Annotated in this window: 26 protein-coding genes; 11 read left to right on the top strand and 15 right to left on the bottom strand. The window is 59.4% G+C overall.

Annotation, left to right across the window (positions count from 1 at the left end):
* Positions 1–75: 75 nt before the first annotated feature.
* The 3 genes from FHX15_RS16135 to FHX15_RS16125 all read left to right on the top strand — a co-directional run bounded on the left by FHX15_RS16135 (position 76) and on the right by FHX15_RS16125 (position 6,338).
* Entirely contained in the window at positions 76–2,151 is a 2,076-nt protein-coding gene (locus FHX15_RS16135; RefSeq protein WP_184398771.1) for a mechanosensitive ion channel family protein, read from the top strand.
* Positions 2,152–2,352: 201 nt separating this feature from the next.
* Entirely contained in the window at positions 2,353–4,959 is a 2,607-nt protein-coding gene (mprF, locus tag FHX15_RS16130; RefSeq protein ID WP_184398770.1) for a bifunctional lysylphosphatidylglycerol flippase/synthetase MprF, read from the top strand.
* Positions 4,956–6,338 (top strand): virulence factor family protein, encoded by a 1,383-nt coding sequence (locus FHX15_RS16125; RefSeq protein ID WP_184398769.1) that lies wholly within the window; start codon positions 4,956–4,958, stop codon positions 6,336–6,338. The genes mprF and FHX15_RS16125 overlap by 4 nt, the downstream gene beginning before the upstream one ends.
* On the opposite strand, the gene FHX15_RS16120 is transcribed toward FHX15_RS16125, so the two are convergent.
* From FHX15_RS16120 to ruvC, 6 genes are all read right to left on the bottom strand, one after another.
* A complete protein-coding gene (locus tag FHX15_RS16120) occupies positions 6,335–6,898 on the bottom strand; it encodes a DinB family protein (protein WP_184398768.1) in 564 nt (187 codons plus the stop codon). The genes FHX15_RS16125 and FHX15_RS16120 overlap by 4 nt on opposite strands.
* Positions 6,899–6,992: 94 nt before the next feature.
* Positions 6,993–7,502, bottom strand: coding sequence for an NUDIX hydrolase (locus tag FHX15_RS16115; protein WP_184398767.1), 510 nt, complete (start codon positions 7,500–7,502; stop codon positions 6,993–6,995).
* A 5-nt stretch (positions 7,503–7,507) separates the two neighbouring features.
* Entirely contained in the window at positions 7,508–8,410 is a 903-nt protein-coding gene (locus tag FHX15_RS16110) for a metallophosphoesterase (protein ID WP_184398765.1), read from the bottom strand.
* Positions 8,411–9,451 carry a Holliday junction branch migration DNA helicase RuvB gene (gene ruvB / locus FHX15_RS16105; protein WP_184399260.1) on the bottom strand — a complete coding sequence of 347 codons (1,041 nt, stop codon included), beginning with the start codon at positions 9,449–9,451 and terminating at the stop codon, positions 8,411–8,413.
* A gap of 66 nt (positions 9,452–9,517) precedes the next feature.
* The gene (gene ruvA / locus FHX15_RS16100) at positions 9,518–10,132 is read right to left on the bottom strand and encodes a Holliday junction branch migration protein RuvA (protein ID WP_132656932.1); all 615 of its coding nucleotides are present in this window, start codon (positions 10,130–10,132) and stop codon (positions 9,518–9,520) included.
* Between the two features lie 12 nt (positions 10,133–10,144).
* On the bottom strand, positions 10,145–10,672 hold the full coding sequence (gene ruvC / locus FHX15_RS16095) for a crossover junction endodeoxyribonuclease RuvC (RefSeq protein WP_184398764.1): 528 nt from the start codon (positions 10,670–10,672) through the stop codon (positions 10,145–10,147).
* A gap of 248 nt (positions 10,673–10,920) precedes the next feature.
* Between ruvC and FHX15_RS16090 the strand changes: the two genes are divergently transcribed.
* From FHX15_RS16090 to FHX15_RS16080, 3 genes are all read left to right on the top strand, one after another.
* Positions 10,921–13,236: a methyl-accepting chemotaxis protein gene (locus FHX15_RS16090; RefSeq protein WP_184398763.1), complete on the top strand. Its 2,316-nt coding sequence runs from the start codon at positions 10,921–10,923 to the stop codon at positions 13,234–13,236.
* Between the two features lie 7 nt (positions 13,237–13,243).
* Positions 13,244–13,738, top strand: coding sequence for a GNAT family N-acetyltransferase (locus FHX15_RS16085; RefSeq protein WP_184398762.1), 495 nt, complete (start codon positions 13,244–13,246; stop codon positions 13,736–13,738).
* Positions 13,739–13,835: 97 nt separating this feature from the next.
* A complete protein-coding gene (locus FHX15_RS16080) occupies positions 13,836–14,837 on the top strand; it encodes an LLM class flavin-dependent oxidoreductase (RefSeq protein WP_184398761.1) in 1,002 nt (333 codons plus the stop codon).
* 70 nt (positions 14,838–14,907) lie between these two features.
* On the opposite strand, the gene FHX15_RS16075 is transcribed toward FHX15_RS16080, so the two are convergent.
* A complete protein-coding gene (locus FHX15_RS16075; protein ID WP_184398760.1) occupies positions 14,908–15,654 on the bottom strand; it encodes a YebC/PmpR family DNA-binding transcriptional regulator in 747 nt (248 codons plus the stop codon).
* A gap of 174 nt (positions 15,655–15,828) precedes the next feature.
* Between FHX15_RS16075 and FHX15_RS16070 the strand changes: the two genes are divergently transcribed.
* Positions 15,829–16,332, top strand: a complete 504-nt coding sequence (locus FHX15_RS16070) for a pyridoxamine 5'-phosphate oxidase family protein (RefSeq protein ID WP_184398759.1) — start codon at positions 15,829–15,831, stop codon at positions 16,330–16,332.
* A 28-nt stretch (positions 16,333–16,360) separates the two neighbouring features.
* Here FHX15_RS16070 and FHX15_RS16065 read toward each other — a convergent pair whose 3' ends face one another.
* The 4 genes from FHX15_RS16065 to FHX15_RS16050 all read right to left on the bottom strand — a co-directional run bounded on the left by FHX15_RS16065 (position 16,361) and on the right by FHX15_RS16050 (position 19,237).
* Positions 16,361–17,206, bottom strand: a complete 846-nt coding sequence (locus FHX15_RS16065; protein WP_184398758.1) for an MBL fold metallo-hydrolase — start codon at positions 17,204–17,206, stop codon at positions 16,361–16,363.
* Positions 17,207–17,292: 86 nt separating this feature from the next.
* A complete protein-coding gene (locus tag FHX15_RS16060; protein WP_184398756.1) occupies positions 17,293–18,117 on the bottom strand; it encodes a YmdB family metallophosphoesterase in 825 nt (274 codons plus the stop codon).
* A 3-nt stretch (positions 18,118–18,120) separates the two neighbouring features.
* Positions 18,121–18,708, bottom strand: a complete 588-nt coding sequence (locus FHX15_RS16055; RefSeq protein WP_184398754.1) for a 5-formyltetrahydrofolate cyclo-ligase — start codon at positions 18,706–18,708, stop codon at positions 18,121–18,123.
* Between the two features lie 67 nt (positions 18,709–18,775).
* Positions 18,776–19,237: a MarR family winged helix-turn-helix transcriptional regulator gene (locus FHX15_RS16050; protein ID WP_184398753.1), complete on the bottom strand. Its 462-nt coding sequence runs from the start codon at positions 19,235–19,237 to the stop codon at positions 18,776–18,778.
* 58 nt (positions 19,238–19,295) lie between these two features.
* Here FHX15_RS16050 and FHX15_RS16045 point away from each other — a divergent pair, with 58 nt between their 5' ends.
* Positions 19,296–20,363 carry an FUSC family protein gene (locus FHX15_RS16045; protein ID WP_184398752.1) on the top strand — a complete coding sequence of 356 codons (1,068 nt, stop codon included), beginning with the start codon at positions 19,296–19,298 and terminating at the stop codon, positions 20,361–20,363.
* Positions 20,364–20,419: 56 nt separating this feature from the next.
* Here FHX15_RS16045 and FHX15_RS16040 read toward each other — a convergent pair whose 3' ends face one another.
* From FHX15_RS16040 to FHX15_RS16025, 4 genes are all read right to left on the bottom strand, one after another.
* Positions 20,420–21,199, bottom strand: coding sequence for a hypothetical protein (locus FHX15_RS16040; RefSeq protein WP_184398751.1), 780 nt, complete (start codon positions 21,197–21,199; stop codon positions 20,420–20,422).
* A 39-nt stretch (positions 21,200–21,238) separates the two neighbouring features.
* The gene (locus FHX15_RS16035) at positions 21,239–22,153 is read right to left on the bottom strand and encodes an NAD-dependent epimerase/dehydratase family protein (protein ID WP_184398750.1); all 915 of its coding nucleotides are present in this window, start codon (positions 22,151–22,153) and stop codon (positions 21,239–21,241) included.
* Positions 22,150–22,974: a glycosyltransferase gene (locus FHX15_RS16030; RefSeq protein WP_184398749.1), complete on the bottom strand. Its 825-nt coding sequence runs from the start codon at positions 22,972–22,974 to the stop codon at positions 22,150–22,152. The genes FHX15_RS16035 and FHX15_RS16030 overlap by 4 nt, the downstream gene beginning before the upstream one ends.
* A 67-nt stretch (positions 22,975–23,041) precedes the next feature.
* Positions 23,042–24,262, bottom strand: coding sequence for an NAD-dependent epimerase/dehydratase family protein (locus FHX15_RS16025; RefSeq protein ID WP_184398748.1), 1,221 nt, complete (start codon positions 24,260–24,262; stop codon positions 23,042–23,044).
* Positions 24,263–24,381: 119 nt separating this feature from the next.
* On the opposite strand from FHX15_RS16025, the gene ybgC reads away from it, so the two are divergent.
* From ybgC to tolR, 3 genes are all read left to right on the top strand, one after another.
* Positions 24,382–24,831, top strand: coding sequence for a tol-pal system-associated acyl-CoA thioesterase (gene ybgC / locus FHX15_RS16020; RefSeq protein ID WP_184398747.1), 450 nt, complete (start codon positions 24,382–24,384; stop codon positions 24,829–24,831).
* Between the two features lie 397 nt (positions 24,832–25,228).
* The gene (tolQ, locus tag FHX15_RS16015; RefSeq protein WP_184398745.1) at positions 25,229–25,948 is read left to right on the top strand and encodes a protein TolQ; all 720 of its coding nucleotides are present in this window, start codon (positions 25,229–25,231) and stop codon (positions 25,946–25,948) included.
* Positions 25,949–25,962: 14 nt separating this feature from the next.
* The gene (gene tolR / locus FHX15_RS16010) at positions 25,963–26,418 is read left to right on the top strand and encodes a protein TolR (protein WP_007827059.1); all 456 of its coding nucleotides are present in this window, start codon (positions 25,963–25,965) and stop codon (positions 26,416–26,418) included.
* The last annotated feature ends 7 nt before the right edge of the window (positions 26,419–26,425 follow it).

Here is a 26,425-nt window from a genome sequence, read left to right as displayed (position 1 = left end):
GCTAGGCAGTTAGTTCGTCTGGCTTTTCCGCAACGGCGCTTGCATAAATGCCTGACGTTAAACCGGAGGCGGGGCATGGGGCGAATTTCTGCGATCGGCATCTGCGGCATCCTGCTGCTGCTTTCTCTTTTCAATGCCGTTTACGCACAGACGGCACCGGCAGCTTCCACGGAGGTTGCGCCACCGCCTGCCCAGGTGCGGCAGATGATGGAGCTGATGCAGACGCCGGAGGTCAAGCAGTGGATGGCGACGCAGATGGCGGCGCCTGCAGACTCGATCGGCGGCAACGAGGAAATGTCGATATTGTCCGGCCGTCTCCAGCATGCCCGCCGGCACATTGCCATGGTTTCCGGGGCGGCGATGACGCTATCATCCGAAATTGCCCGGGCTTCATCTCTCTTCTTTGGCGAACTGACTGACGCTGGTCCGACCCGAATGGCCGCGCAATTTCTCGCCATTCTCATCACCGGATTCGTCGTCGAAATCCTCGTGCGGAGGGCGGTGCGCGATCGGCGGGAGCGGGCGGCGCAGATGACCGGTACACGATTGGCGGCGCGCATCATTCCCGCTATCGTCTTCGGCTTGGCTACGGGTCTTGCATTGATCAGTTTCAACTGGCCCCCGATCAGTCAGAATATCGCGATCGCGATCGCCATCGCTGTCGTCGTGCAGCGCTTCGCCGTTTCTCTCGGCGGTGTCGTCGTGGATCTCGTTACTCTGCCGCGCGGCGAGGGCGAAACGGCTGCGGTCGATCCGGTCGTCGCGCAATTCTGGTTCCGTCGTTGCACTCTGTTCGTCGTCTATTTTGTCTTCGGCTGGGCCGTTCTGCAATCGATGGAGCCGCTCGGCTTTTCGATGCCTGCGCGGTATCTCGTTGGCTATGTGCTCGGCATTGGACTTTTTCTGATCGCCACGGAGGCGGTCTGGTCGCGGCCGGGAAATGGAACGCGGCGCAGCCATGCCGTTACCTGGCTGCTGACCCTTTATTTCGTGCTGCTCTGGGGCATCTGGGTATTGAGCTTCGATTGGCTCCTCTGGGTCTGTATCTATCTAGTACTGCTGCCACGGGTGCTTGCCGTCTCGACGCTCGCCGTCAAATCTCTCCACCATGTCGAAGCAGGCTTCCTTGCCAAACGCCGCATCGCGACCGTGTTGCTTGACCGGGGTGTGCGGGCCCTGATCATTGCCTTTGCCGCGATCTGGCTTGGGCGTATGCTCGGTGTCGAAACCGCCTCCATGATGACGTCAAACGAAACGATGATCGACCGGGTGGCGCGCGGCATTATCGGCGGCATTGTCATCCTGCTCGCGGCCGATCTGCTCTGGCACCTGGTCAAGGCCTATATCGACGGCAAGCTTCTCGATTCGCCGGTCGATGGCACTGTCAGCGACGAGGATAAGGTCAAGCGTGCACGTCTGCAGACGCTGCTGCCGATCTTCCGCAACATCCTGGCGGTCGTCATCGTGGTAATCGCTGTCCTGATGGTGCTGTCGGGCCTCGGTATCGAAATCGGGCCCCTGATTGCCGGCGCCGGCGTCGTCGGCGTTGCCGTCGGTTTCGGCGCCCAAACCATCGTCAAGGATGTCATCAGTGGCATGTTCTATTTGTGGGATGACGCTTTCCGTGTGGGCGAATATATCGAAAGTGGTAGCCATAAGGGTGTGGTCGAAGCCTTCAGCCTGCGTTCCGTAAAGCTTCGCCATCATCGCGGGCCGCTGACCACGGTGCCTTTCGGCGAACTTGGAGCAGTCAAGAACCTCAACCGCGACTGGACGATCGACAAGATCAGCCTGAATGTCACTTATGATACGGACCTCGTGAAGACGAAGAAGATTATCAAGCAGATCGGCCAGCAGCTTCTCGATAACCCGGAGTGGGGTCCGAATATCATCGAAACTTTGAAGATGAAGGGTGTCGAACAGTTCGGCGAATTCGCCATCGAGATCCGCCTTTCGATGATGACAAAGCCCGGCGAGCAGTTCGTTATCCGCCGCAATGCGTTGGCGATGATCCGCAATGCCTTCAAGGAAAACGGCATCGAATTCGCTGTTCCGACGGTGCAGGTCGCCGGCGAGCGTGAGATCGATGCGAGTGCTGCTGCAGCGCGTTACGCAGCCCTGGCCCGTGCCGGGGGCGAACCGGCGGCCTGATCGTCAATACAAGGCAGAGCTTACGAAATTGCAATGCGATCAAGTCGGTGCGCTGCGCAAATTTGCCCCAATTGGAGGTGAAGGAGGCCGCAAGCGCGCGGGTGGGGATAGCCGCAACATCGTTCATAGAGCTTGCATGTTGCGTATGTTACGGCTCTCAAAAGAGATTCCCGCCAGGTTGGCAATTGCAGCAGGTACGAAATGTCGGGTCACGGCAAGTTGGAAGAGAATTCAGAGACGGAAGAAGGTTTTTCCGTTGGCGCGGTTTTTCGGCGCTATCGCACGCTGCTGACGGCTCTTGCCACGCTCCTCATTTTTTGCCTTGTCGGTTATGCGATCATGCAGTTGACGGACGAGGTGCGCTATGACGACGTCGTCGAGGCCCTGGCGGAGACACGGCTGAGCTCGATCCTGCTCGCCCTGTTGTTTACGGCTCTGAGCTTTCTGGCACTTGTCTTCTACGATCTGAACGCCATCGACTATATCGGCAAACGGCTACCTTTTCCCCATGTCGCACTGACGGCCTTCAGCGCCTACGCGGTCGGCAATACTGCCGGTTTCGGCGCACTGTCAGGCGGGGCGATCCGTTACCGCGCTTATACAAGGCTTGGAATATCGCCCGAAGATATCGGCCGTATCATTGCTTTCGTGACGCTTTCCTTCGGTCTCGGCCTCGCTGCCGTCGCCGCAATCGCGCTTCTCATCATCGCCAACGAGATCGCCCCGCTGGTCGGCGTCGGCAGCCTCTGGCTTCGCCTGATTGCGGCGGCCATTCTGGCAGTTCTCGGCTCTCTCATGGTGCTCGGCCGCGAGGGCCAGGTAATCGAGATCGGGTCGGTCACCCTCCGCCTGCCGGATTCGCGCACCTGGTCGCGTCAGTTTCTGGTGACCGCATTCGATATCGCGGCCTCCGCGTCCGTGCTCTACGTGCTCTTGCCTCAAACGGCGATCGGCTGGCCGGTGTTTCTGGCGGTTTACGCGATTGCCGTCGGGCTTGGCGTGCTGAGCCATGTGCCGGCGGGTCTCGGCGTTTTCGAGACCGTCATCATCGCCTCCCTCGGCAGCGCGGTGAATATCGATGCCGTTCTCGGCTCACTGGTTCTTTATCGCCTGATCTATCACGTCTTGCCGCTGCTGATCGCCATACTCGCGGTGTCGGGAACGGAGCTTCGCCGCTTCGTGGATCATCCGGCCGCGTCCAGCGTGCGGCGTATCGGCGGGCGGCTGATGCCGCAGCTTCTTTCGGCGCTGGCGCTGCTTCTGGGCGTCATGCTGATCTTTTCGAGCGTGACGCCGACGCCCGATCAGAACCTGGAATTTCTCTCTAATTATCTGCCCCTGCCAATTGTAGAAAGTGCGCATTTCCTCTCCAGCCTGCTCGGGCTTGCACTTGTCGTCGCGGCGCGGGGCCTTGGTCAGCGGCTTGATGGCGCGTGGTGGGTAGCAGTCTTTTCCGCCGTTGCTGCCCTGACACTTTCGCTGCTGAAGGCGATCGCTCTTGTCGAAGCGGCGTTCCTGGCGTTCCTGGTTTTCGGTCTCTTTGTCAGCCGCCGGCTTTTTACCCGCCACGCTTCGCTTCTCAACCAGGCGATGACGACTTCCTGGCTGACGGCGATCGCCGTGATCATTGTCGGCGCTGTCGTCATCCTGCTCTTCGTCTATCGCGATGTGGAGTATAGCAACGAGCTTTGGTGGCAGTTCGAATTTGCGGCGGAAGCGCCGCGCGGCCTGCGTGCCGTGCTCGGCATCTCCATCATTTCCTCGGCCATTGCCATTTTCAGCCTGTTGCGGCCGGCGACATTCAAACCGGAGCCCGCGGATGAGGAGGCGGTGCGCCGTGCCGTCGAGATCGTCGAGAAGCAGGATAGTGCGGACGCCAACCTTGTGCGCATGGGCGACAAGTCCATCATGTTCTCTGAAAAGGGCGACGCTTTCATCATGTATGGCCGGCAAGGCCGATCATGGATCGCACTGTATGATCCGATCGGCGACCATCATGCTGCGCCGGAACTGGTCTGGCGTTTCGTGGAAGCGGCGCGTGCTGCAGGATGCCGCGCTGTATTCTACCAAATCTCGCCGGCGCTGCTTTCGCATTGCGCCGATGCCGGCTTACGCGCCTTCAAGCTCGGTGAACTGGCAGTGGTCGATCTGCGCACCTTCGAAATGAAGGGCGGCAAATGGGCGAATCTGCGTCAAACCGCAAGCCGTGCCCAGCGCGACGGACTGGAGTTCGCTGTTGTCGAACCTGCGGGTATTCCGGCAATCATCGACGACCTCTCGGCGGTTTCCAACGCGTGGCTTGAACATCACAATGCGAAGGAAAAGGGTTTCTCGCTCGGTGCCTTCGATCCTGACTATGTGATGTCGCAGCCGGTCGGCGTTCTCAAGAAAGACGGCCGGATCGTTGCCTTTGCCAATATCCTCGTCACCTCGGCAAAGGAGGAGGGAACGATCGACCTGATGCGCTTCTCGCCCGATGCTCCGAAGGGCTCCATGGACTTCCTGTTCGTGCAGATCATGGAATATCTGCGCGGCCAGGGCTTTACGCATTTCAACCTCGGCATGGCGCCCCTCTCCGGCATGTCGAAACGCGAGGTGGCGCCCGTCTGGGATCGTATCGGCGGTACAATCTTCGAACACGGCGAGCGCTTCTATAACTTCAAGGGGCTTCGCGCCTTCAAATCCAAGTTTCATCCGCACTGGCAACCGCGCTATCTTGCGGTCTCCGGAGGAGGCAATCCGATGATCGCATTGATGGATGCGACATTTCTGATCGGGGGCGGATTGAAAGGGGTAGTGAGAAAATGATGAAAAAATACCTGTTTGCTGCTGCATGCATCAGCATGCTTGCGGCCGTGCCGTCTTATGCCGCTGATGAAACCACCCAGAGCTTTGAGACCGGCCTCATCCCTTCGCCGCATATCTTCCTGCCCCAGGGCGAGGTGAAGGGCGCAGTCTTTCTAATTTCCGATGCGGCCGGTTGGAGCGACAATGAAAAGACTGAGGCCGACCGCCTGGTTTCGCAGGGCTCCGTCGTCGTCGGTATCGATTTTCCGTCCTATATGGAGGCATTGAACCGCTACGACCTCAGCCTGAATGATGGCTGTATCTATACGGTCTCCGATATTGAATCGCTCAGCCAGCAGGTGCAACGCGCCGCCGGCAACAGTCCCTATCACCTGCCGATCGTTGCCGGTATTGGCGAAGGTGGCGCGCTGGCGCTCACCATTGCCGCGCAGACGCCCGATGCGACGATTGGGCAGACCTTCGCTGTCGATCCGCGCGCAGGCATTCCGCTGACCAAGGAGCTCTGCACGCCGGCCAAGAGGAAAGTGGTTGGAGACCGCAGCATCTATGGACTCACCGACGGTGTACTTCCAGACCCGATCATCGCGACCTTCACGCCGAAGGCCGACAAGGACGGCCGCGCCCATGTCGAGGACCTCAAGAAGACGCATGATGCCATTGACATCCGCGAATCCGACGATGACGCGCAGACGGTATTTGCCGATACGTTAGACGACCTGGTGACAGCTTCGGGCGCTTTCGACAATCCGCTGGGTCTGCCGCTTGCCATTCTCGACACCAAGCCGAACTTCGACACGATGGCGGTGATCTATTCGGGTGACGGCGGCTGGCGCGATATCGACAAGGAAGTAGGCGGGAAGCTCCAGAAAGAGGGTATTCCGGTCGTCGGCATCGACTCGCTGCGGTACTTCTGGACGGAGCGGAAGCCGCAGGAAACGGCCGACGACCTTTCTCGCATCATCGACTTCTACCGCAAGCAGTGGAAGGTGAAGCGCGTCCTATTGATCGGTTATTCGTTCGGCGCGGATGTCGTGCCTGCCACCTATCAGCTTTTGAAGCCGGCGGAGAAGGCAGCTGTTGCACAGATTTCGCTTCTGTCGCTGTCGCACCAGGTCGATTATGTCATTTCCGTGATGGGGTGGCTCGGTCAGAAAACCGAGGGGGCGGGCGGCGACCCCATCAAGGATCTCAAAGGTGCCGATCCGAAACTCGTCCAGTGCATCTACGGCAAGGACGATGACGACGATGTTGCCTGCCCCGCTGTCAAGGATGTTGGCGGCGAGGTCATCGAACTGCCGGGCGATCATCACTTCGATGAAAATTACGATCTTTTGACCAAAACGATCATCGATGGCCTGAAGGAGCGCTTGAAGAGCTAACGCATCAGCCTCTCTTCGCTCCATCCAAGGGCAGCGATCTCGCTGCCCCGGAATCTCGCGTCGTCATCGACGATAAATTCATCCAATTGCGGTGGCGCGACGCTGCTGCCGGACAGCATGGCATGCACCTGCCCACGATGGTGCGTCTGATGCTGGAAGAGATGGCTCAGCACATCCTCCATGCGCTCCCGCTGGATGCGGCCTTCGCGCTGGATCTCCACGATCGAGACAAGTCTTTCCGGCGTCAGCGTCTCGCAGACGCCAACGAGGCGCTGGTCGACCTTCGCCTGCTCTGCCGAGAGCGACCGCAGATCGTCAAAGGGTTCTTCGATGCCGAAAGCGCGAAGGCCGAGTGTGCCGTCTTCGAGCCCATCAACATAGAACCAGTCGACCGTGAGGATGTGGTTCAGCGTCGATTTGATCGACGGGAAAAAGTTTGTGCGCGTGGCTTCGAATTCACCCGGCTTGAGGGCTGAGCAGGCGGCAAGAAGCCGGTGGTTCGCCAAAGCGTTGTTATAGGCGAGCTTTCGGAACATGCGAGAGGGATCGAAACTCGGCATTGTGTTTCCTCCTTAAGGCACTCTTCTTTTCTTCGAACGCTTTATCTCCTTGTTCGCACGCAATTCTGGACGCAAACCGCCTCACGTTTTTGCCCTAGTCCTTGTCGAGATCACCATCGCGCCACACGAGATGACGGGGCGAGGTCGGCAGGTTTTCGATCTCGCTTGCGATGAAGTAGGGCGGAATATCGAGCGCGGTCAGGGCCTGGACTGTTGCGGGCACCCATTTAAATTCCAGGTGATTGTCGCCATCCTCAACCCGATGAATGATCTCATGCGTGCGGAATGGGAACTCCTGCGGGATTTCCATGAGATAATAGAAGCCGAGTTCGTGCCAGTCACGACCTTCGTAACGGAAGAAATTCTCGACGATCCAGAGCAGGCGGCCGACGCTCACTTCGACACCGAGCTCTTCCATCATTTCCCGTCTCAGCGTTTCCAGGGAAGTTTCCCCGATCTCAGCTCGGCCGCCGGGAAAAGTCCAAAAAGGTTCGTGAAGGGCGCGATGCACAAGCACATGCCCGTCGCGGAAGCCGAGCCCGGCGATGCGGTAGTTGAAGCGCTGGCTGCCTGCATTGAGGCGAACGACGGTTCTCTTGGGCAATGATATTATCCGATATCGATGACCACTATCTCCGGCGGAACGCCAAAGCGCACCGGCGCGATAGAGCAACCGAGCCCGCCGGAAACGATGATGTTTCGGCCGTTCTCCACAACATGGCCGTAGGCATAGCGATCACCATAACGCGAGGGTACGATTGGCGAATAACCGAAAAAGCGGATCTGTCCTCCATGCGTGTGACCGGACAGGGTAAGCGATACTCGCTCCGGCACGCGCGGGAAAATATCAGGCTCGTGGGCAAGCAAGACAACGGGCGCGTTGTCGGAAACCTGCGCAAGCGTCCCGTCGAGATCGTCGAGGCCCCGTATCTGGCTGCGGCCCCATTTTCTGCCGGGCAGGAGCGCTAGTTGGTCTTCCAGGCCTGCCAGCCAGAAGCGGTGCCCATTCTTCTCCAGCCGAACGGCACGATTGCTGTAGACCGGAATGCCGGCTTCGGCCAAAGCCCGATGTCCGAATGTATCGCCTCCGCCGTTCCTCTGGGCGGTTCTATCCTCCCACCAATCATGGTTGCCCATGATGGCATGGACGCCGAGCGGGGCTTTGAGCGTCGCCAGCGCCTTTGACCACTCGCTGGAATGAACATACCCAGTCACCATATTCATACCGGCAGCATAGTCGCCAAGAAGGAGCGTCAAGTCGCCTTCCAATTCGTTGGCTCGGGCACAGATCGAGGCGATACGGGCCGTGGACATCCAGGGTTCGCAGGCGTGAAAGTCAGCCAGCGCGACCAGCCGCAGTTTCAGGCCGGGCGTCCATCCTGGAGGCGTCAACGCGTAACGGGAAATTGCCAGCCGAGCCAGCGGTTCATAGGCGAAGGTATATCCGCCGAGTGCCATGAGGCCGGCAAAACTGCTGCCCGCCAATTTGAGGAAGCCACGCCGGCTGATCAATCAATCGTCCTCTCGAAACAGCCCGAACTGTGCAGCCTCCATATCCTTCGGCGGCTGCATGCCGAGATGTTTCCACGCGATTGCGGTCAGAACGCGGCCGCGCGGTGTGCGCTGGATGAAACCCTGCTGGATCATATAGGGCTCGATGATGTCTTCGATCGCGTCACGCGGCTCGGAGAGGCCGGCGGCGATGGTTTCGATGCCGACCGGGCCACCGCCGAAATTGACGGCGATCATGTTGAGATAGCGCTTATCGAGCTGGTCGAGTCCCATATTGTCAACCAGCAGGCGGGTCAGCGCCTCGTCGGCGATCTCGCGGGTCACGGCCTCAGCCCTTGCGACTTCGGCGAAATCACGCACGCGGCGCAGCAGACGGCCGGCGATGCGCGGTGTGCCGCGGGCGCGGCGCGCGATCTCGCGGGCGCCGTCGTCAGTCATGGCGAGGCCCATCAAACGGGCACCGCGGCGAACGATCAGTTCCAGCTCTTCCACTGTGTAGAAGGAGAGGCGCACTGGGATGCCGAAGCGGTCGCGCAGCGGCGTGGTCAGCAAGCCGAGGCGGGTCGTGGCGGCAACGAGCGTGAATTTCGACAGATCGATTTTCACCGATCGGGCGGCCGGACCTTCGCCGATGATGAGGTCGAGCTGAAAATCTTCCATCGCCGGATAGAGGATTTCCTCGACCGCCGGGTTCAGGCGGTGGATTTCGTCGATGAAGAGCACGTCGCGCTCTTCCAAATTAGTCAGAAGGGCGGCCAGATCGCCGGCCTTTGCAATCACAGGGCCGGAGGTCGAGCGGAAGTTGACGCCGAGTTCTTTCGCCATGATCTGCGCCAGCGTCGTCTTGCCGAGGCCCGGCGGGCCGACGAAGAGAACGTGGTCCAGCGCTTCGCCCCTGTTCTTGGCTGCTTCGATGAAGATCTTGAGGTTGGCGCGTGCCTCCGCCTGGCCGGTAAACTCGTCCAGCGATTGCGGGCGCAGCGTCGTGTCCAGGTCTTCGCCACGCTTTTCCGGCGTTATTAGGCGGGCATCACTCATCAGCATTTCCGTTCAAAGCTTGCTCAAGTCCATACACCAAGCGGCCGCCATTGACACCCGGCCGGGGCGTCAACGTGAGAGTTCCCTAAGTCCGAGGCGGATCAGCTTGGCGCTGTCTGCATCTTCGCCAGCTGTCTTCATCGCAGCGGCGACGGCGTTGGCGGCCTGGTCGCGGGAATAGCCAAGATTGGTCAGAGCCGAAACAGCGTCGGCAACGGGCGCAGCGGCTACGCCCTCGCCGATCTCCTGCTTAAGGCCGATATTGATCGCCTCGCCGGCAAAGGCGGGGGCCTTGTTCTTGAGTTCAGTGACGATGCGCACCGCGACCTTAGGCCCGACGCCCTGGGCGCGGGAGACTGCGGCCTTATCCTGCAGAGCGATCGCATTGGCAAGTTCGGGAGGTGTCAGCGCCGAAAGCACGGCGAGCGCCACCTTCGCACCGACGCCCTGAACGCTCTGCAGCAGATTGAACCATTCGCGTTCAAGCTGGGTCTGGAAACCGAAGAGTTTCAGCTGGTCCTCGCGCACGTAGGTCTCGATGAAAAGCACGCAGGCCTCTCCGACGGAGCCGAGCTTTGAAAGCGTGCGCGCCGAGCAATAGGCGACGTAGCAGACGCCATGCACATCCACGAGCACATAATCATCGCCGATTTCGTCTATGGTGCCTTTCAGCTTGCCGATCATGATCTTGTTCCGTCAGGGATGGGTTGCGGGAGCGTTGGCTATGGCTTGGCGCATGCGGTTTCCGCCGCGGTGATGGGCATGGCAGATGGCAATCGCCAAGGCGTCCGCAGCATCGTTGCCCTTGAACTCCGCCTTTGGCATCAGGATCTTCAGCATCATGTGGATCTGCTGCTTTTCGCCGTGGCCGACGCCAATGACGGTCTTCTTTACCGCATTCGGCGCATATTCCGACACCGGGAGACCAGCGCGGGCCGGCACCAGCATGGCGATGCCGCGGGCCTGGCCGAGCTTCAGTGTCGCCACCGCATCCTTGTTGACGAAAGTCTGTTCGACGGCGGCCTCATCCGGCTTGTAGGAATGGACGACATCGGCAAGGCCGTCATGTAGTTGGCAGAGGCGTGAAGCGAGGTCCATATCACCGTCCGAAGTGACGGTTCCCGAGGCAACGAAGCGCAGCGAATTGCCGAGTGTATCGATGATGCCCCACCCGGTGCGGCGAAGGCCGGGATCGATCCCGATGATGCGAATCGTATTTTGCATGGCTCACCCTATAGCGATGGCGAAATAAGTGCCATCGATATGTGAACAAAGCGAAAACATGCCTTGTTTTTGCGGGGTCGCATTTACCGCGAATTAAACCGGATGCCCGAATTGTAATCCATCAGATGTGAGAGGGGCCGGCTTTCGCAAAGCTTAAGGCTTCCGATGGTCTGTTTACAGTTCAACCGGCGGGTGATCTCTCCGTGATTTCACTCGTCGGCGGCGCCGTTCCGGAAGGGTTCGTTTTCATGGCTCAGAGATTTCAGTCCCTGTCCTTCAAGGTGATCGCCACCTTCATTCTGCTGACCACGCTTTCGGTCGCTCTCATCAATATCCTCGCCTATTTCGCCAGCAGCCGCGTTTCCGACGAGCAGGCGCTGAAGGCCAAGGAGAGCGTGCTGATCTTCCGCGGTGACATGCTGCAGGATCAGCTTGTACAGCTTGAGAACCAGGCGACCTCCATTGCGCGCATCGAAGCGCTGCAGATGGCGATTACCAGCCTGAAGAGCGGCTGGAAGACGATCGAGAAAAGCTCCGGCGATGCACGTGGGGAGCTCAAGAAGGTCTTCATCACGAACAATCCAAACCCGGCCGACCAGCGCGAGAAGCTCGCAAAGCCTGAAGGTCCGAGTGGTTTCTATTATTCGAGCCACGAGAAGACGCAGGGCGAAGTGGCTCGCGATCTCGCCGACACGGCCTTCAGTGACCTCCTGATGGTCGATCTCGATGGCACCGTGCTCTATTCCTACAAGAAGAATGACGATTTCGCCGAAAGCCTCAAATCGGACGCCTGGAAGTCGACCGGCGCGGGCATCGCCTATGCCAAGGCGATCGAGAATACCGCCAAGGCGACCGACGATTCCGCGCCAACGGCCTTTTCCGGCCTCCGTGTCGATAGTGGAAGCGGCAAGTCGGCGATCTTCTATGCCGTGCCGATCGTCAAGCTCGGCCAGGCGAAGGCGCTAATGCTGTTCAAGGTGCGCGACGATGTCGTCACTAGCATTCTCGCAAAGGGTATCGTGTCCGGCAGCACGGCAAAGGCGGCCATCATTTCCGCTGATGGTTCGGCCGTTGGTCTCAATGCATCCGGTCAGCTTGCGACACTTGATACTGCGCCGTTCACCTTTATCAAGGATGCGCTTGCGAGTTCGGCAATGACGGTTGCTGATTTCGATCGCGCTGATGGCAAGGCACGCGCTTATGTGCGCAGCATCGACTATCGCGGCGATCGTTTCCTCGTCGCCGAAAGCGTGCTTCTCAGTGAATTGAATGCTGGCTCCATCGAAATCGCGACGCTGCTGACCTGGATCGGCATCGGCGTACTCGTCATCATGGCCATCGCCACGGGGCTCGTTACCAACTTCCTGTTTTCACCGCTCGCCCGCCTGGCTGGGGTCACCCGCGAGGTCGCCGATGGCAAGCTGGACGTCGAGATCGGCAGCCAGAACCGGAAGGACGAGATCGGTACGATGGCGAAGGCGCTTAATCGTTTCAAGCAGTCGCTGATCGAAGGTCGCCAACTCGAAGCCGCAAACGAGCGGACGCGTGCACGTGCCGAAAGCGAGCGCCAGCAGAATCTTGCACAGCGCGAGGCAGAGGCCCGCAGCCTACAGGATGTCGTCGCGGCACTCGATGAGGGGCTCCATCACCTGGCGAGCGGCGATCTCGCCTATCAGATCGAGACACGCTTCCCGAGCGAACTCGAAAGCCTGCGCGTGAACTTCAACGAGGCTTTGGCAACGCTCAACGAAACGATGACGGCGATCGGCGGCAATTCCATGGCTGTGCGCGCCGGCTCCGAGGAGATGCGCACAGGGGCGGATGAACTGGCTGGGCGCACCGAGCGGCAGGCTAGCTCGATCACCGAGACGGCCAATGCTATCAGCGCCATCACCCAGTCGGTGCGCGTACAGATCGAACGAGCCGAACAGGCAGAGCGTATCGCCCGCGATGCAAAGAAGGAAACGATCGGCTCCAGCCAGATCATGCGCGAGACGATTGCGGCCATGGAAGCGATCCAGGCCTCTTCGCGCCAGATCAACACGATCATCTCCGTTATTGACGATATCGCCTTCCAGACCAACCTGCTGGCTCTGAATGCCGGCGTCGAGGCGGCCCGTGCCGGCGAAAGCGGAAAGGGTTTTGCCGTCGTCGCCATGGAAGTACGCGAACTGGCGCAGCGGTCTTCAAGTGCGGCCAAGGAAATCTCCAGCCTGCTGCAGAAATCCACGCATGAGGTTGAAAGCGGTGTGGCGCTGGTCGAAAGGGCAGGGTTGGCACTAACTGGTATTGGCGGCCATGTCGAAGCCATCAATGGCCAGATCAACGAGATCATGGAATCCACCCGCGAGGAGGCCGAAACGCTCAGGCAGATCAACAGCTCTGTCGCCGAACTCGATTCCATGACGCAACAGAATGCGGCGATGGTCGAAGAGACGACGGCCGCGATCCATCGTCTGGCAACCGAAGCTGTGGAGATGGACCGCCAGCTCGGCAACTTCACCCTTGCCGAAGGGTATCAGCAACAGAGCGGCGCGTTGCATCAGCTGCGCAAGCGTGCCTGATCACATTATGCTGATCCGGCTTGAAAGGACCGAGGATGCGGATGCCATTAACGAATTGACGCGGGTGGCATTCGAGCCCATGCCTTTCAGCAACAATACCGAAGCGCGGATCGTCAGGAATCTTCGCGCGTCCGGTGATCTGACGCTATCGCTCGTCGCGGAAGACGGCGGAGAGATTGTCGGCCACGTCGCTTTCTCACCGATTAGCGTGGGCGACATCAAGCAAGGATGGTATGGGCTCGGGCCTATTTCCGTAAAGCCGGAACGGCAGCGGCAGGGGATCGGCAGAGCGCTGATTTTGAACGGGCTCGATCTCTTAAGAGAGCGCAATGCCACTGGCTGCGCGCTGATTGGCAATCCTTCTGTTTATCGCGGGGTCGGTTTCGAGAGCGACGGCAAGCTGACCTATGGCGATGTCGATAAGCGCTATGTCCAGAGGATCGTCTTCCAGGGAGCGCCACCGTCAGGTGCGTTGAAATTCTCTCCAGCTTTCGACGAGTGACCGTATTTTAGCGGTGCATTTGTTTGTACCGCGATTTGGAATAGCGCCACAGCGAACCTACATAGACCGCACTCCCATTCTCGCGCGGCAGGTTTTCATGGTTCCCTTTTCCATTCTCGATCTTTCCCCCGTGGCCGAAGGCACGACCATCAGCCAATCCTTCGAGGCCTCGAAGCGCATGGCGCAGAAGGCGGAAGAATTCGGGTACACGCGTTTCTGGATGGCGGAGCATCACGGCATGCCCGGCGTCGCGAGTGCAGCGACATCGGTCATTCTTGGGCAGATCGGGGCGGTGACGAAGACCATCCGCATCGGTTCGGGCGGTGTCATGCTGCCGAACCATGCGCCGCTCGTTATTGCTGAGCAGTTCGGCACGCTAGAAGCGTTGTTTCCCGGCCGCGTCGATCTCGGCCTCGGCCGCGCACCGGGAACGGACATGCGTACGGCGCAGGCGCTGCGCCGAAACCTCGATGCCGGAGCAAACAGCTTCCCCAATGATGTGGTGGAACTGCAGCAGCTTCTCGGTACGCCGATCGAAAACCAGGCGATCCTCGCCGTACCCGGCAACAACTCGCACATCCCGATCTGGCTGCTTGGCTCCAGCCTATACAGCGCCCAACTTGCGGCCATGCTCGGTCTGCCCTTTGCATTCGCCTCGCATTTTGCCCCCGATATGCTGCTCGATGCGATTGCGATCTACCGCGACCGCTTCCAGCCCTCTTCAGAACTCGACCAGCCCTATGTGATGGTCGGCGTCATGGGCGCCGTTTCCGCGACGGACGAGGAAGCGCAGTATCACTTCACCTCGGCCCAGCAGCAGTTCGTTAATCTGCGGCGCAACGTACGTGGACCCTTCCCGCGGCCGATCAGGGATATGGGCGCCTTTTGGTCACCGATGGAAAAGATGAATGTGGAGCACACGCTGCGCTACGCCGTGGTCGGTTCGCCGGCCACGGCCGAAGCCCAGCTCAATGAATTCCTCAAGGAGACGCAGGCGGATGAGGTCATCATCTCCATGCCGATCCATGATATCGAGGCACGGTTGAAATCGGTGGAGCTCTTTGCCGGACTCGGCAATTTCATGCGAGCTGCGGCCTAGCCGCCAGGGTATCCCAGCAAACAAAAACCCGGCGGAATGGCCGGGTTTTCGATTCGATATCCTGGACGGCTTAAGCCGAGAGCTTGGCCAGAACTTCTTCCGAGACTTCAAAGTTCGAATAAACGTTCTGAACGTCGTCGTCATCTTCAAGCGAGTCGATGAGCTTCAGCAGCGACTGGGCTCTTTCTTCGTCGACCGGTACATTGTTCTGCGCGCGCCAGACGGCCTTCACGGTCTCGGCTTCACCGAGTGAAGCTTCGAGCGCCTTGGCGACTTCACCGAGGGATTCGAAGGCGGTGGTGATGTAATGGCCATCCTCGTCTGTCTCGACATCATCCGCGCCGGCTTCGATTGCGGCTTCCATAACCTTGTCGGCATCGCCGGCAGAGAGCTTGTAGGTGATTTCGCCGACGTGATCGAAGGAGAAGGAGACCGAACCGGTTTCGCCGAGGGCGCCACCCGCCTTGGTGAAGATCGAGCGGACGTTGGAGGCCGTGCGGTTGCGGTTGTCGGTCAGGGCCTCGACGATGATCGCCGTGCCGCCCGGCCCGTAGCCTTCGTAACGGACTTCGTCATAGTTCTCGGTATCGGCGCCGGAAGCCTTCTTGATGGCGCGGTCGATATTATCCTTCGGCATCGACTGAGCCTTGGCGTTCTGGATCGCCAGACGCAGGCGGGCGTTCATCGAGGGATCGGGCAGACCTGCCTTGGCGGCAACGGTGATTTCGCGCGCGAGCTTGGAGAACATTTTCGACCGCACGGAATCCTGACGGCCCTTGCGGTGCATGATGTTTTTAAACTGTGAATGGCCAGCCATGGCACCCCTGTTCACGTCTCATTGTTCGGAATGGGCCGCCTTATAAGATCGGAAAGGGCGATATTCAAGGAAAAAGCAGCCATTCGGTCCTGTCTCCATAGCTCGGCAGGTGGCGGAACAAAGCCTGAGAGGCGGCGTTTTCAACCGGATAACACCCGCAGGAAAGGAACGGCAATGGCAAGCTTCAGCGACGCCCGCGAACAACCAGCACGCCAGCTCTGGGACCAGATCAACGACATTCACGCCGGCATGCTCGGCCTTGCTGCTGTCGACATGCATATGCAGCCAATGGCTCCGAATGTCGATCCGACCACCAATACGATCTGGTTCTATACCAAGACGGATGCCGAACTTGTGCAGATGATCAAGCCCGGCAGCCGCGCGCATTTTTGCGTTATTGGCAAGAACCATGACTATCATGCCTGCCTATCCGGCGTTATCGAGGTACGTCCGGATCCCGCGAAGATCGAGGAGTTCTGGAACTCTGTGGTGGCCGCCTGGTACGAAGGCGGCAAGAAGGATCCGAAGCTGACTATGCTTGCCATGCATGTCGATGACGCCGACATATGGGTCTCGACCGGCAGCAAGCTGAAATTCGGATGGGAGATCGCCAAAGCCAATTTCGACGAGGAGAAGATGCCCGACGTCGGCATCAAGCGGCACTTGCAATTTGCATGAGCCGAAGGCCCGGCACAGTCCGGACTTTCTACTGTACGTCCTTCATGACATAAATCAGAGGCTTTTTCGGCAGTGTGCGCAGCGAAACGGTAATGGTGTTGTCAGGCGCATAATTGACGTCGAAGCCGTTGCCAAACATTGAGATAAAGGCGTTGACCGGTGGACCGCGGCGATGCATTGGCAAGATCAGCGACGAGCGCAGCCGTTTGATGACGCGGCTCATGCTATCCGCGCCCATAGTGAGGCCGCCGTCGACCGGCACCATGACCACATCGAGCCGGCCGATCTCGACATAATGCGTATCAGTCAGTTCGTAATGCAGGTGGCCGAGATGGCCGATGCAGAGGCCAGCAATCTCGAAGATAAAAATGGAATTGCCGTCGAGTTCCGATCCGCCGAGACCATAGCTGAAGCGGATATCCGTCGTGACATTGCGGATATAGGCATCGCCGACCATGAGGTTGATCTTGGCTTTTTCGCCAGGAACGTCGCTCCAGCCGTGCAGAACATGCTTGATGCCGGGATCCGGCGTCAGGGTGTAATGCGTCGGATGTGCCTTGTTCATGGTGACGACATCGGGTGTCACGGCCGGCTTGTACCAGCCATTGTAATCGGTGGCGATGACGATGCCGCCAGGCGTATCGATCTCGAAGGTGGAATGGCCGAGATAGGTAAATTTGACATCCTCGCCCTCTGAGACTGCAGGTATTACCGGTGCCGCGCCAGAGAAGTTCGCGAAGGTCGCTTTGGGGATATTCTGGGCAATGGCCTGGCACTGGCTGACAGGTCTTTGCCCTTCCTGAGCTATGGCAGGATTTGCCGCGGTGAAGACTGCAAGGCATGCGGCAGCGAAGACAAGACAAGACGGCTTCATGCCACCCCTCCGGCGCTTTCACGACGGTGGGGAGGATGCGGCATGCTGCCGCAGCGGTCCATACGAGGTATGCTCACAATTGCGTGTTAGCGCCAGAACTCCGGGATCGCTTCGGCCAGCCTCGGACCGAGGCGCAACGGGGCAATCTTCTCCGCCAATCCCGTCGCATCTGAGATTTCCACGCCAACGCCGCAGATGGTGGCAGGCCCGGTTGCGGCCTCCATGCGGCCCTTTGGCATCTTGGAGATGAATCGGTTGAGTGGTTCTTCCTTGTCCATGCCGAGCGACGAATCGTAATCGCCGCACATGCCGGCATCGGACATATAGGCAGTGCCGCCGTTCAGGATCTGCGCATCGGCTGTCGGCACGTGAGTGTGGGTGCCGACGACGAAGCTGGCGCGGCCGTCAACGAAATGGCCGAAGCACTGCTTTTCGCTCGTCGCTTCCGCGTGGAAATCGAAGATAACCGCGTCAGCCTGTTCCTTCAGAGGGCAGGCATCAAGGATCGTTTCGGCAGCCTTGAAGGGATCGTCGAGTTCGGGATGCATGAAGACGCGACCCATGATGTTGGCAACAAGGACGCGTGCGCCATTGCGGGCGTAGAAAAGGCCGGAGCCGCGGCCGGGTGTTCCCTGAGGATAGTTTGCGGGACGCAGGAACTGGTCATGGCGGCCTGCAAATGCGACCGCGTCTTTTTGGTCCCAGACGTGATTGCCAGTTGTCACCACATCGGCGCCGGCATTGATCGTTTCCAGAAAAATATCTTCCGTGATGCCGAAGCCGCCGGCAGCATTCTCGCCGTTGACGATGACGAAGTCGAGCTTCAGATCGGAAACGAGGCCGGGCAGGCGGTTCCACACCCCCGTACGTCCCGTCTTGCCGACCATGTCACCCAGAAATAGCAGTCGCATTCCCTATCCAATCCGTGAGGTAAAATGGCGCAGGCCGCTTTCCGTCAGGATGGCATCCAGGCTTATGTCATGCGGCTCAGCGGGTACCTCTGCCACTTCCTGGCAGTCAAATGCAATGCCGATCAGCTTCGGCGAGAGGCCTTTTTGCCTGAGACGGTCGATTGCACGGTCATAGTGGCCGGCACCGTAGCCGATCCGATGGCCGCGGGAATCGAAGGCCGACAGTGGTACGAGCATGATTTCCGGGTCGAGAATAGCAGCATCTTCGCCCGGCCCGACCGTACCGAAGCCGGTGTCGATGAGTACCGCGCCGTGAAGGAGTTCCCGGAAGACGATGGTTTGCTTATCGACGATTGCGGGCACGCAGAGGCGAGCGCCGCGTCCGCGCCACCGCGCCATCAGCGGCTGCAGATCGGCTTCCGAACGGATCGGCAGAAAACCGGAGATGATGGTGCCGGGCGGAAAGGCAATCGCATCGCCGGCATGGGCTGCCATGTCGAGACTTTTGGCTGCACGAATATCCGTCGGGATGGCGTCCCGGGCGGCTAGCCGCCCGGCGCGCAATTGAGCCTTCAATTCCTTGGGTGTCATCTCAAATCCAGTATCGCTATCTAGCAAACATAGCTGGTTGCGAGTGGTTGTGACAGGTGAAAAGGGCCTATTCCTCGCCTGATTGCGCCTCATCCTCGATGTGGGAATCCGAGAGCTTCAGCATAATTTCCGAGGCTTCCATCAATCTCTTGCACTCCTCCGGCGTCAGGCGATCGTTCATCGCTTTTTCCAGCCAAGCGCGGCGAGCGCCTATGTCCTCGGACAATACCGTGCGGCCGTGCGGCGTGATCGACAGCTTGATCTCGCGGCGGTCGGTCTTGCTGCGCATGCGGCTGATCAGTCCGTCGCGCTCTAGGGCTGCGATGATGCGGGTAACCGACTGCGGCTGAAGATGCTCCTCCAGAGCAAGACGCCAGGCGGGCATCGGCCCTAGCCGACGAAGAGTGGCGAGGATGGCGATGGTAGAGAGACTGTGAGGTCCCTCGGGGCGAGCCGCCCGCAAGCGGCGGCCGAGCAGCAGGACGGAACGCAGGATAAGTGTCGCAGGCGTATCGTCGCTACTGGACATATAGTACGCACTGCGTATTATTTCTCCATAGCCCAATTCCGGGCCTGAGAGACGGTTGATGGAAAAGACACTCAATCACGTCGCCGGGGCCTTTCGCTGGTCGACTGAAAAGGAAGTGACAGCGATCGAAATCGCCGTCTCAGCGCTTGCCATGGCCGTTCCGGCGCTGCTTGCGGCGAGAGGCCATCATACAGGCCTCGGCCTGATCGGCGGCATGGCAATGAGCGGGACGGTATCGCATGGCCGACTAAGGGTGCAAGCGGCAAGCGCAGGGGCCGCATTGCTGGTGCTGATGCTTGCGGCTGGACTTGCCTGCGGGCTCGGAAGGCTGGGCGGGGCGGGGCAGGTTGGCCTGTTGCTAATATCGGGGCTTGCCGGCATTGCCGGGGGCTTCGATCGGGCGATGGTTGCAGCCTCAATCCGTTTTGTCTTCTATCTCGTGATGATCGGCGGGATCGTCTCGACCACCACGGCATATCCGCTGTTCATCTTTGCCGTCATCATCGGCGGAGCGCTTTTCGCCGTCGTTCTTCACATGCTGATGGCTGGTGTCGTCGAGCACATCCGTGGCCATGCGGCAGAAGAGATCGAGGAGGAGCGCAAGCCGACGGCGAAACAGAAATTCAACCGGCTGCGGCGCTCCCTGATGGAGCCGGTCGGCTGGCAATATCCCGCACGGCTGGTTTTCTGTCTCGGCGTGGTATCGCTCATTCACCTGTTCTTTCCCGGTCATGACATTCATTGGGCGGGGCTGGCGCTCGTGCTGCTGATCGAGCGACGGCCGGAACGTTTGCCGCTCAGGACGACGCAAAGGGTGATCGGTGTGCTTTTCGGCGTCTTGTGTGCTGGATTTTTGTCGTTCCTCTCCCTGCCGGCCTGGGCCGACGTGCTCAGTGTCGCCTTGCTAGGTGGCGCCAGGCCTTTCCTTCGGGCCAGGAACTATCTTGCCTATTCGGTCGTCATGACACCACTGATGATGATGGCGATGGGAAGCGCCGATCATGCTCTGCCGGCCTCCGCGCTGCTAGACAGGCTCTTTGCGACCGTCTTCGCCGCGTGCCTGATCCTGCTCGTCAACCAGACGACAATCCATTTCCTGCCACAGACAGCAGCTCCGAAAGCCTAAAACAATTCCAGCAAGGCGCTGCTGCTTTACGCCAGAATTGCATCAAACAAGCGTTTCTAGATTACAATGCTGGAGGGGATAGTTGCCGTTGTCGCCACAGCCGAGAGGCCATTCACAGCCGATTGGGCGGCTCCGATCGCACCTTCAACGGTGGCATCGCGGTTCTTCTCACGCAGGTCGCGCATCGCCTTTTCGAGGATCTGCTTTAATTCACGAACAATGGATTTGAATTCTTCCATCGTCTTGCGGTCATCGGCTGAAATCGCCGACGATTTCGGGCCGTCTTCGACAATTTCCTGATAGGCTTTACGGGCGTGGGCGGCGCCATCCGTTTCCGTCGTGTCCGTGCCGTCTCCGGCTTCTTCGGTTGTCGCCTCGGTATTCTGTGCTGCCTCGGGGGAGGGCGTCGCATCGCTTGCGACGGCGACGGCAGTTGCCGTATCGGCAGTCGATGTCGCGGCGGCAGTGGTCGCGGCGCCTATTGTGGCACTTGCGTCGGAAGAGCCGCCGGTTGCCACAGCTGAAGCAAATTCGGAGGCCGCGGCGCCGACCTTGCGCGCAAGTTCGGCGGCAAGACGAGCGATCACCTCCGGCGGAAAGCCTGCCGTCTTCAGCGCCTGCAGCTCCTGCTTGGCTTCTTCGAGCTTGCGCTGGGCACGGCTCTTCGCATCGTCGGCCGAACTTGCGAGCGAATTGCGCACCTGCTCCAGCGCAAGCGATTGCCGTTGGATCTTCAATACGCCGGTATCGGGTTCGTTGCTCGTGGACGAAACGCCGGATTGTGCTGGGTGAGTGCCGCGCAGAATGGTGGACGCCGAGACGGTTGCGACCTGCATAATATACCCCCGATAACATTTGAGGCATACTTTGCCATATCAGACTTGCGTGGAACTGGGGCGCGGAACCCCTTGTTTGCCGGCCAATTGCTGCATCGTTTGTTCAAAAAGGGGCATGCCGCCAGGCTTCCAGCCAAGGGCGCGGATCTTACCTGTGTTCATGGCGCAAAGCTCTGTCTTGCCCGCTGCTTCGGGCAGCGGGAAGGGACAGTGGGCGCGGTGCCGGATCGGCGAAAGGATATCCCTGGTATCGATAGCGATATCGGAGACGTTGAAGACTTCGCCGGAGATTCGGGCGCTTTCTGTTTCCAACATCAGCCGCACGGCACGGCCGAGATCGCGACCATGTACCTCGGTCCCCGCGCGCGGGGAAACAGGCCGGCCGCTCAGATAGTCGTCGATCAATCGATCCCATTTGCTTGGAGAACGGTCACCGTAAACGCCTGTTGTCCGCAGGCTTACTCCCGCAAAGCCTGGTCCGGAAAGATGGGAGAGCGTGCGTTCCGCATCGAGCTTAACCTGACCGTAAAGAGTTTCCGGCGTGGCGGGCATGGCTTCGAAAAGCTCGGTGCCCGGTGCATGCTCGCCGTAGGCGGCGCGGGTGGAGATGAAGATGCAGCGGCGGGTGCCTGCACGTCTTGCCTCCTCGAAGAGTTTTACGGTGCCGTCGAGGTTCAGGCGGTGAAACGCCTTCGGGTCATCGCCTTCGCCGCCGCGATATTTTCCTTCGACGTGGCTGAAGGCGGCGTGTACGAAGAAATAGGCGTCATCGAAGGCGCCGATATCGTCCTCGTCCGGATCGAGCGAAAGCGGGGCGAAATCGACCGGACGGGAGAAGGCCTGGGGAAGCGGCGCGCGTCGCCCGCCGATAATCACCTGATATCCGGCAGAAAGCAGCTCTTCGACGATATAGTGTCCGACGAGGCCCGTTCCGCCTGATACCAGTATTTTCATGCCGCCTCATCCGGATTGGCCAGAGATGCAATCTCCGGCACGTGGCCACCAGTATGGAAACAATGCCACAAATCGATCAAAGGTTGTAGCCTCGTGGCCTTGGGATGATCTTTTTCCCACGGTTTTTCATACTGATAGTGCAGGATCGAAATGCTCTTCCATTCCCAAAGGGCCGGCATTGTGAACCACACATATTGCAACATGTTGAAATAGACTGGCAGGCCATGCCAGCCGGGGAAGAACGTCTCAAGGAAAGTCTGGTCTGTGCGTCGCCAGAAGACATCGGGCTGATCCAGCAGTTCGAGCATCTGCCGAAAGGTTTCTTCCGAAGGACGGGCGACGAAGACGCCGGAATTCAGCCGGCGGAAGTCGGCAAGGCTCTCATAGACATTCGGCGCCGCGGAGAATTCCGGGTAGGCGAAAAGCTTGTCGATATTCTTCAGGACGATTGCATCGGCATCGATGAAAACGCAGCGTTCATATTCAACGAGCTTCCAGAGGCGAAGCTTGCAGAAATTATCCAGCGGCGAATGAAAGGCCGGCTTGCGGCCCTTGGTGAAGGGGGCGGCGGAGTGGAGATTGCCGCGGGCATGGCGCTCGTTGAAGGCGTCCGACAATGGCAGATGCTCGACTTCGACCAGGCGGCAACCGAGAGTCTCCAAGGGGGCGAGGGCAGTGGCATCGACGCCGCCGGTATGCAGCACGACGATCGCAGCTTCGGTGCCGGTGCGGCGCAAGGAGTTCGCCAGCGCGGTCGCGCCCATTGCGTAGTCGGCATTGGTGACGAGTGTGACGTAGGCGAAGTGCGGCGCGGGGATCATGGACGGCGGGCGCTCCCGCAAGCCCCCTCAATCATGCGCGGCCAGCGCGTCAAGATAAAAGCGCGGATCATGATACCGACTTCAGCCGCTTGCCTTCGGGATCGTGATTGACCATTGCGGCGATATCCTTCGTCCAGGCTGACACGGCCGGGACGCGGGAGCGATCGACACGATAGGCAAATTTCCTGGCGACTTCGACAATCTCGTCAAGCAGGCCTGCCTGCAGGGTAATCGGATCGAGGCCAAGGCCGAGGAATTTATCGTTCTTGACGACCAGCTCGTTATCGGCAGCTTCCTTGCGCGGATTGGGCAGCCAGGCGATTTCGGAGCCGCTCATCCCGGCGATCATTTCCGCGAGGTCGCGCACGCGATGGGTTTCCGTCATCTGGTTGAAGATTTCGACGCGCGAGCCGCGGGCGGGCGGGTTCTTCAACGCCAGCTCGATGCAACGGACCGAATCCTGGATATGAATGAAGGCGCGCGTCTGGCCGCCCGTGCCGTGGACGGTCAAGGGATAGCCGATGGCTGCCTGAATGAGGAAACGGTTCAGCACCGTGCCGTAGTCGCCGTCATAATCGAAGCGATTGATGAGCTGCGGATGGCGGCGCGTCTGTTCGGTATGGGTGCCCCAGACGATGCCCTGATGCAGATCGGTAATCCTGAGGCCGTCGTTCTTGGCGTAGAACTGGAAGAGAAGCTGATCCAGGCACTTGGTCATATGGTAGATCGAGCCGGGATTGGACGGGTAGAGGATTTCCTGGGAGACGGTCTCGCCGCCCATCGTCTCTATGCCGACAGGCAGATAACCTTCCGGGATCGCAGCACCGACCGTCGAATAGCCATAGACGCCCATGGTGCCCAAATGGACCAGATGGGCATCGAGCTGCAGCTCGACCAGCGCGTTCAAAAGATTATGCGTTGCGCTGACATTGTTGTTGACCGTGTAATTCTTGTGGCGGTCGCTCTTCATCGAATAGGGGGCGGCGCGTTGCTCCGCGAAATGGATGATCGCATCTGGCCGGTTTTCGGCGAGCCACTTCTTCAGTAGTTCGTAGTCGCGGGCGAGATCGATGAGATTGAAGTGAATGCGTCGGCCGGTCTCGGCATGCCAGATGCGGGTGCGCTCCTGAATGGAGTCCATCGGAGTCAGAGACTGGACACCAAGTTCGGTATCGATCCAGCGGCGGGAGAGATTGTCGAGGATGTGGACGTCATGCCCGGCATCGGAGAGGTGTAGCGAGGTTGGCCAGCCGATGAATCCGTCTCCGCCCATCACCGCAATCTTCATGCCACCGGCTCCTCATGGGTTGCGTCCTAACGGGAATAGTTAGGGAATATGACAATTGTTCAATGCTTGCCTGTCGAGAAGTGTTGCGTCAAAGAGGGCCGGAAAGTTTGGAGAAAATTATGGCGGAACACGGTTTTTCTATTTCCGGCGAACTTACGGAAGCGGGCCATCGACTCATGCAACGGGTCTATTATGAAGATACGGATTTCTCCGGTCTGGTCTACCACGCACGTTATCTGCATTTCCTTGAGCGCGGCCGAACCGACTATCTGCGCTGCCTCGGTGTCGAGCAGCGCGAACTCGTCAATGCCGACGAGGAAGGACTGGTTTTCGTCGTGCACCGCATGGAGATCGATTTCAAGAGCCCGGCTCGCATGGACAACATTTTGACTGTGCTGACCCATACGGAAAAGGCCGGCGGCGCCAAGATGGTCCTCAATCAGGAAATCCGCCGTGATGACACGCTGCTGATATCAGCCAGGGTGATCATTGCCGTCATCAATGCCAAGGGCCGGCCGCGCCGGCTACCGGAGGCGCTGGCCAGGCAGATGCTTATACCTGAAAGTTAAAGGGCCGGGATAATGCCCATACCTGCGTCAGGTTGGGCAGGGCGAGGGCTTGTAAAAACTTGAATTTCATGGGAAGGAATTTCGCGCTGCAAGATGAGCGCTGTGTTCAGCAGCCGGACAATATTCCGGTTAAGTAATCCAGGACAAAATCTCCCGCGACATTTGCGCTGTCAAAGTCTGGCACTAACGATCTATTAACCATAATGGTGTCTTACTCGCGGAGTCGGAGTTTGTGCGACGCACGCCTTCCTTTGACCAAATTTGACGGCAAGGAAGGCGGAAGAAGAGCTTGGAAGCTTGACCAGGGCTTTGGGCGGCGGCCGCCAGACATTCTTGCGTGATCACTTTGTGCCGCCCGGTCAAGCGCCGGGCGTTTGGATTCGGGGATTTTGGATCTATGGAACAAGTAGGATTGGCAGCAGCCACGACCGACGTCAGCCTCTGGTCGCTTTTCATGCAGGCCGGCATCGTCGTCAAGCTGGTCATGCTCGGCCTTATCGCGGCTTCGGTATGGACCTGGGCGATCGTCATCGACAAATATCTGGCTTACGGCCGTGCCCGTCGCCAGTTCGACAAGTTCGAGCAGGTTTTCTGGTCGGGCCAATCGCTTGAAGAACTCTACCGAACGCTGTCCGAGCGCAACAATACCGGCCTTGCGGCAATTTTCGTTTCGGCGATGCGCGAATGGAAAAAGTCCTTCGAGCGCGGTGCGCGCTCGCCGATCGGCCTGCAGATGCGTATCGACCGCGCTATGGACGTGACGCTCGCCCGTGAGTCCGAATATCTTTCGGCCCGCCTTGGGTCGCTGGCGACCATCGGTTCGGCCGGTCCGTTCATCGGTCTCTTCGGGACGGTTGTCGGTATCATGACCTCGTTTCAGGCTATCGCCGGCTCGAAGTCGACCAACCTCGCGGTCGTGGCACCCGGTATTGCGGAAGCGCTTCTCGCAACCGCCATCGGTCTCGTCGCCGCTATCCCGGCGGTTATCGCCTACAACAAGTTCTCCGCTGACGCCAGCAAGCTCTCGGGTCGCATGGAAGGATTTGCGGATGAATTCTCCGCCATCCTTTCGCGCCAGATCGACGAGAAGCTGCAACCGCGCCAGGCTGCGCAGTAACGGAGTAGACGACCATGGGTATGGCTGTAGGCGGCAATAGCGGAGGAGGCGGCGGACGCCGCCGCCGCGGTGGCCGCAACAAGGGTGTGATCTCCGAAATTAACGTGACGCCGCTCGTCGACGTCATGCTCGTGCTGCTCATCATCTTCATGGTGGCCGCACCGATGATGACTGTCGGCGTGCCGATCGATCTGCCGGAAACGCAGGCGAAGGCGCTGAATTCCGAGACGCAGCCGATCACGATCTCGGTCAAGAACAGCGGCGAAGTCTATTTGCAGGAAACGCCGATCCCGGCTGAGGAAATTGCTGCAAAGCTCGAGGCGATCGCGACCACCGGCTACAACGAGCGCATCTTCGTGCGCGGCGATGCGACTGCGCCTTATGGCGTGATTGCTGACGTCATGGCCCGCATCCAGGGCGCCGGCTTCAAGAATATCGGCCTCGTGACACAGCAGAAGAAGGACCAGTAACGCTCAA

Source organism: Rhizobium sp. BK650 (assembly GCF_014195325.1).
Lineage (GTDB): Bacteria > Pseudomonadota > Alphaproteobacteria > Rhizobiales > Rhizobiaceae > Rhizobium.
This window is presented reverse-complemented; position numbering and strand designations above follow the sequence as displayed.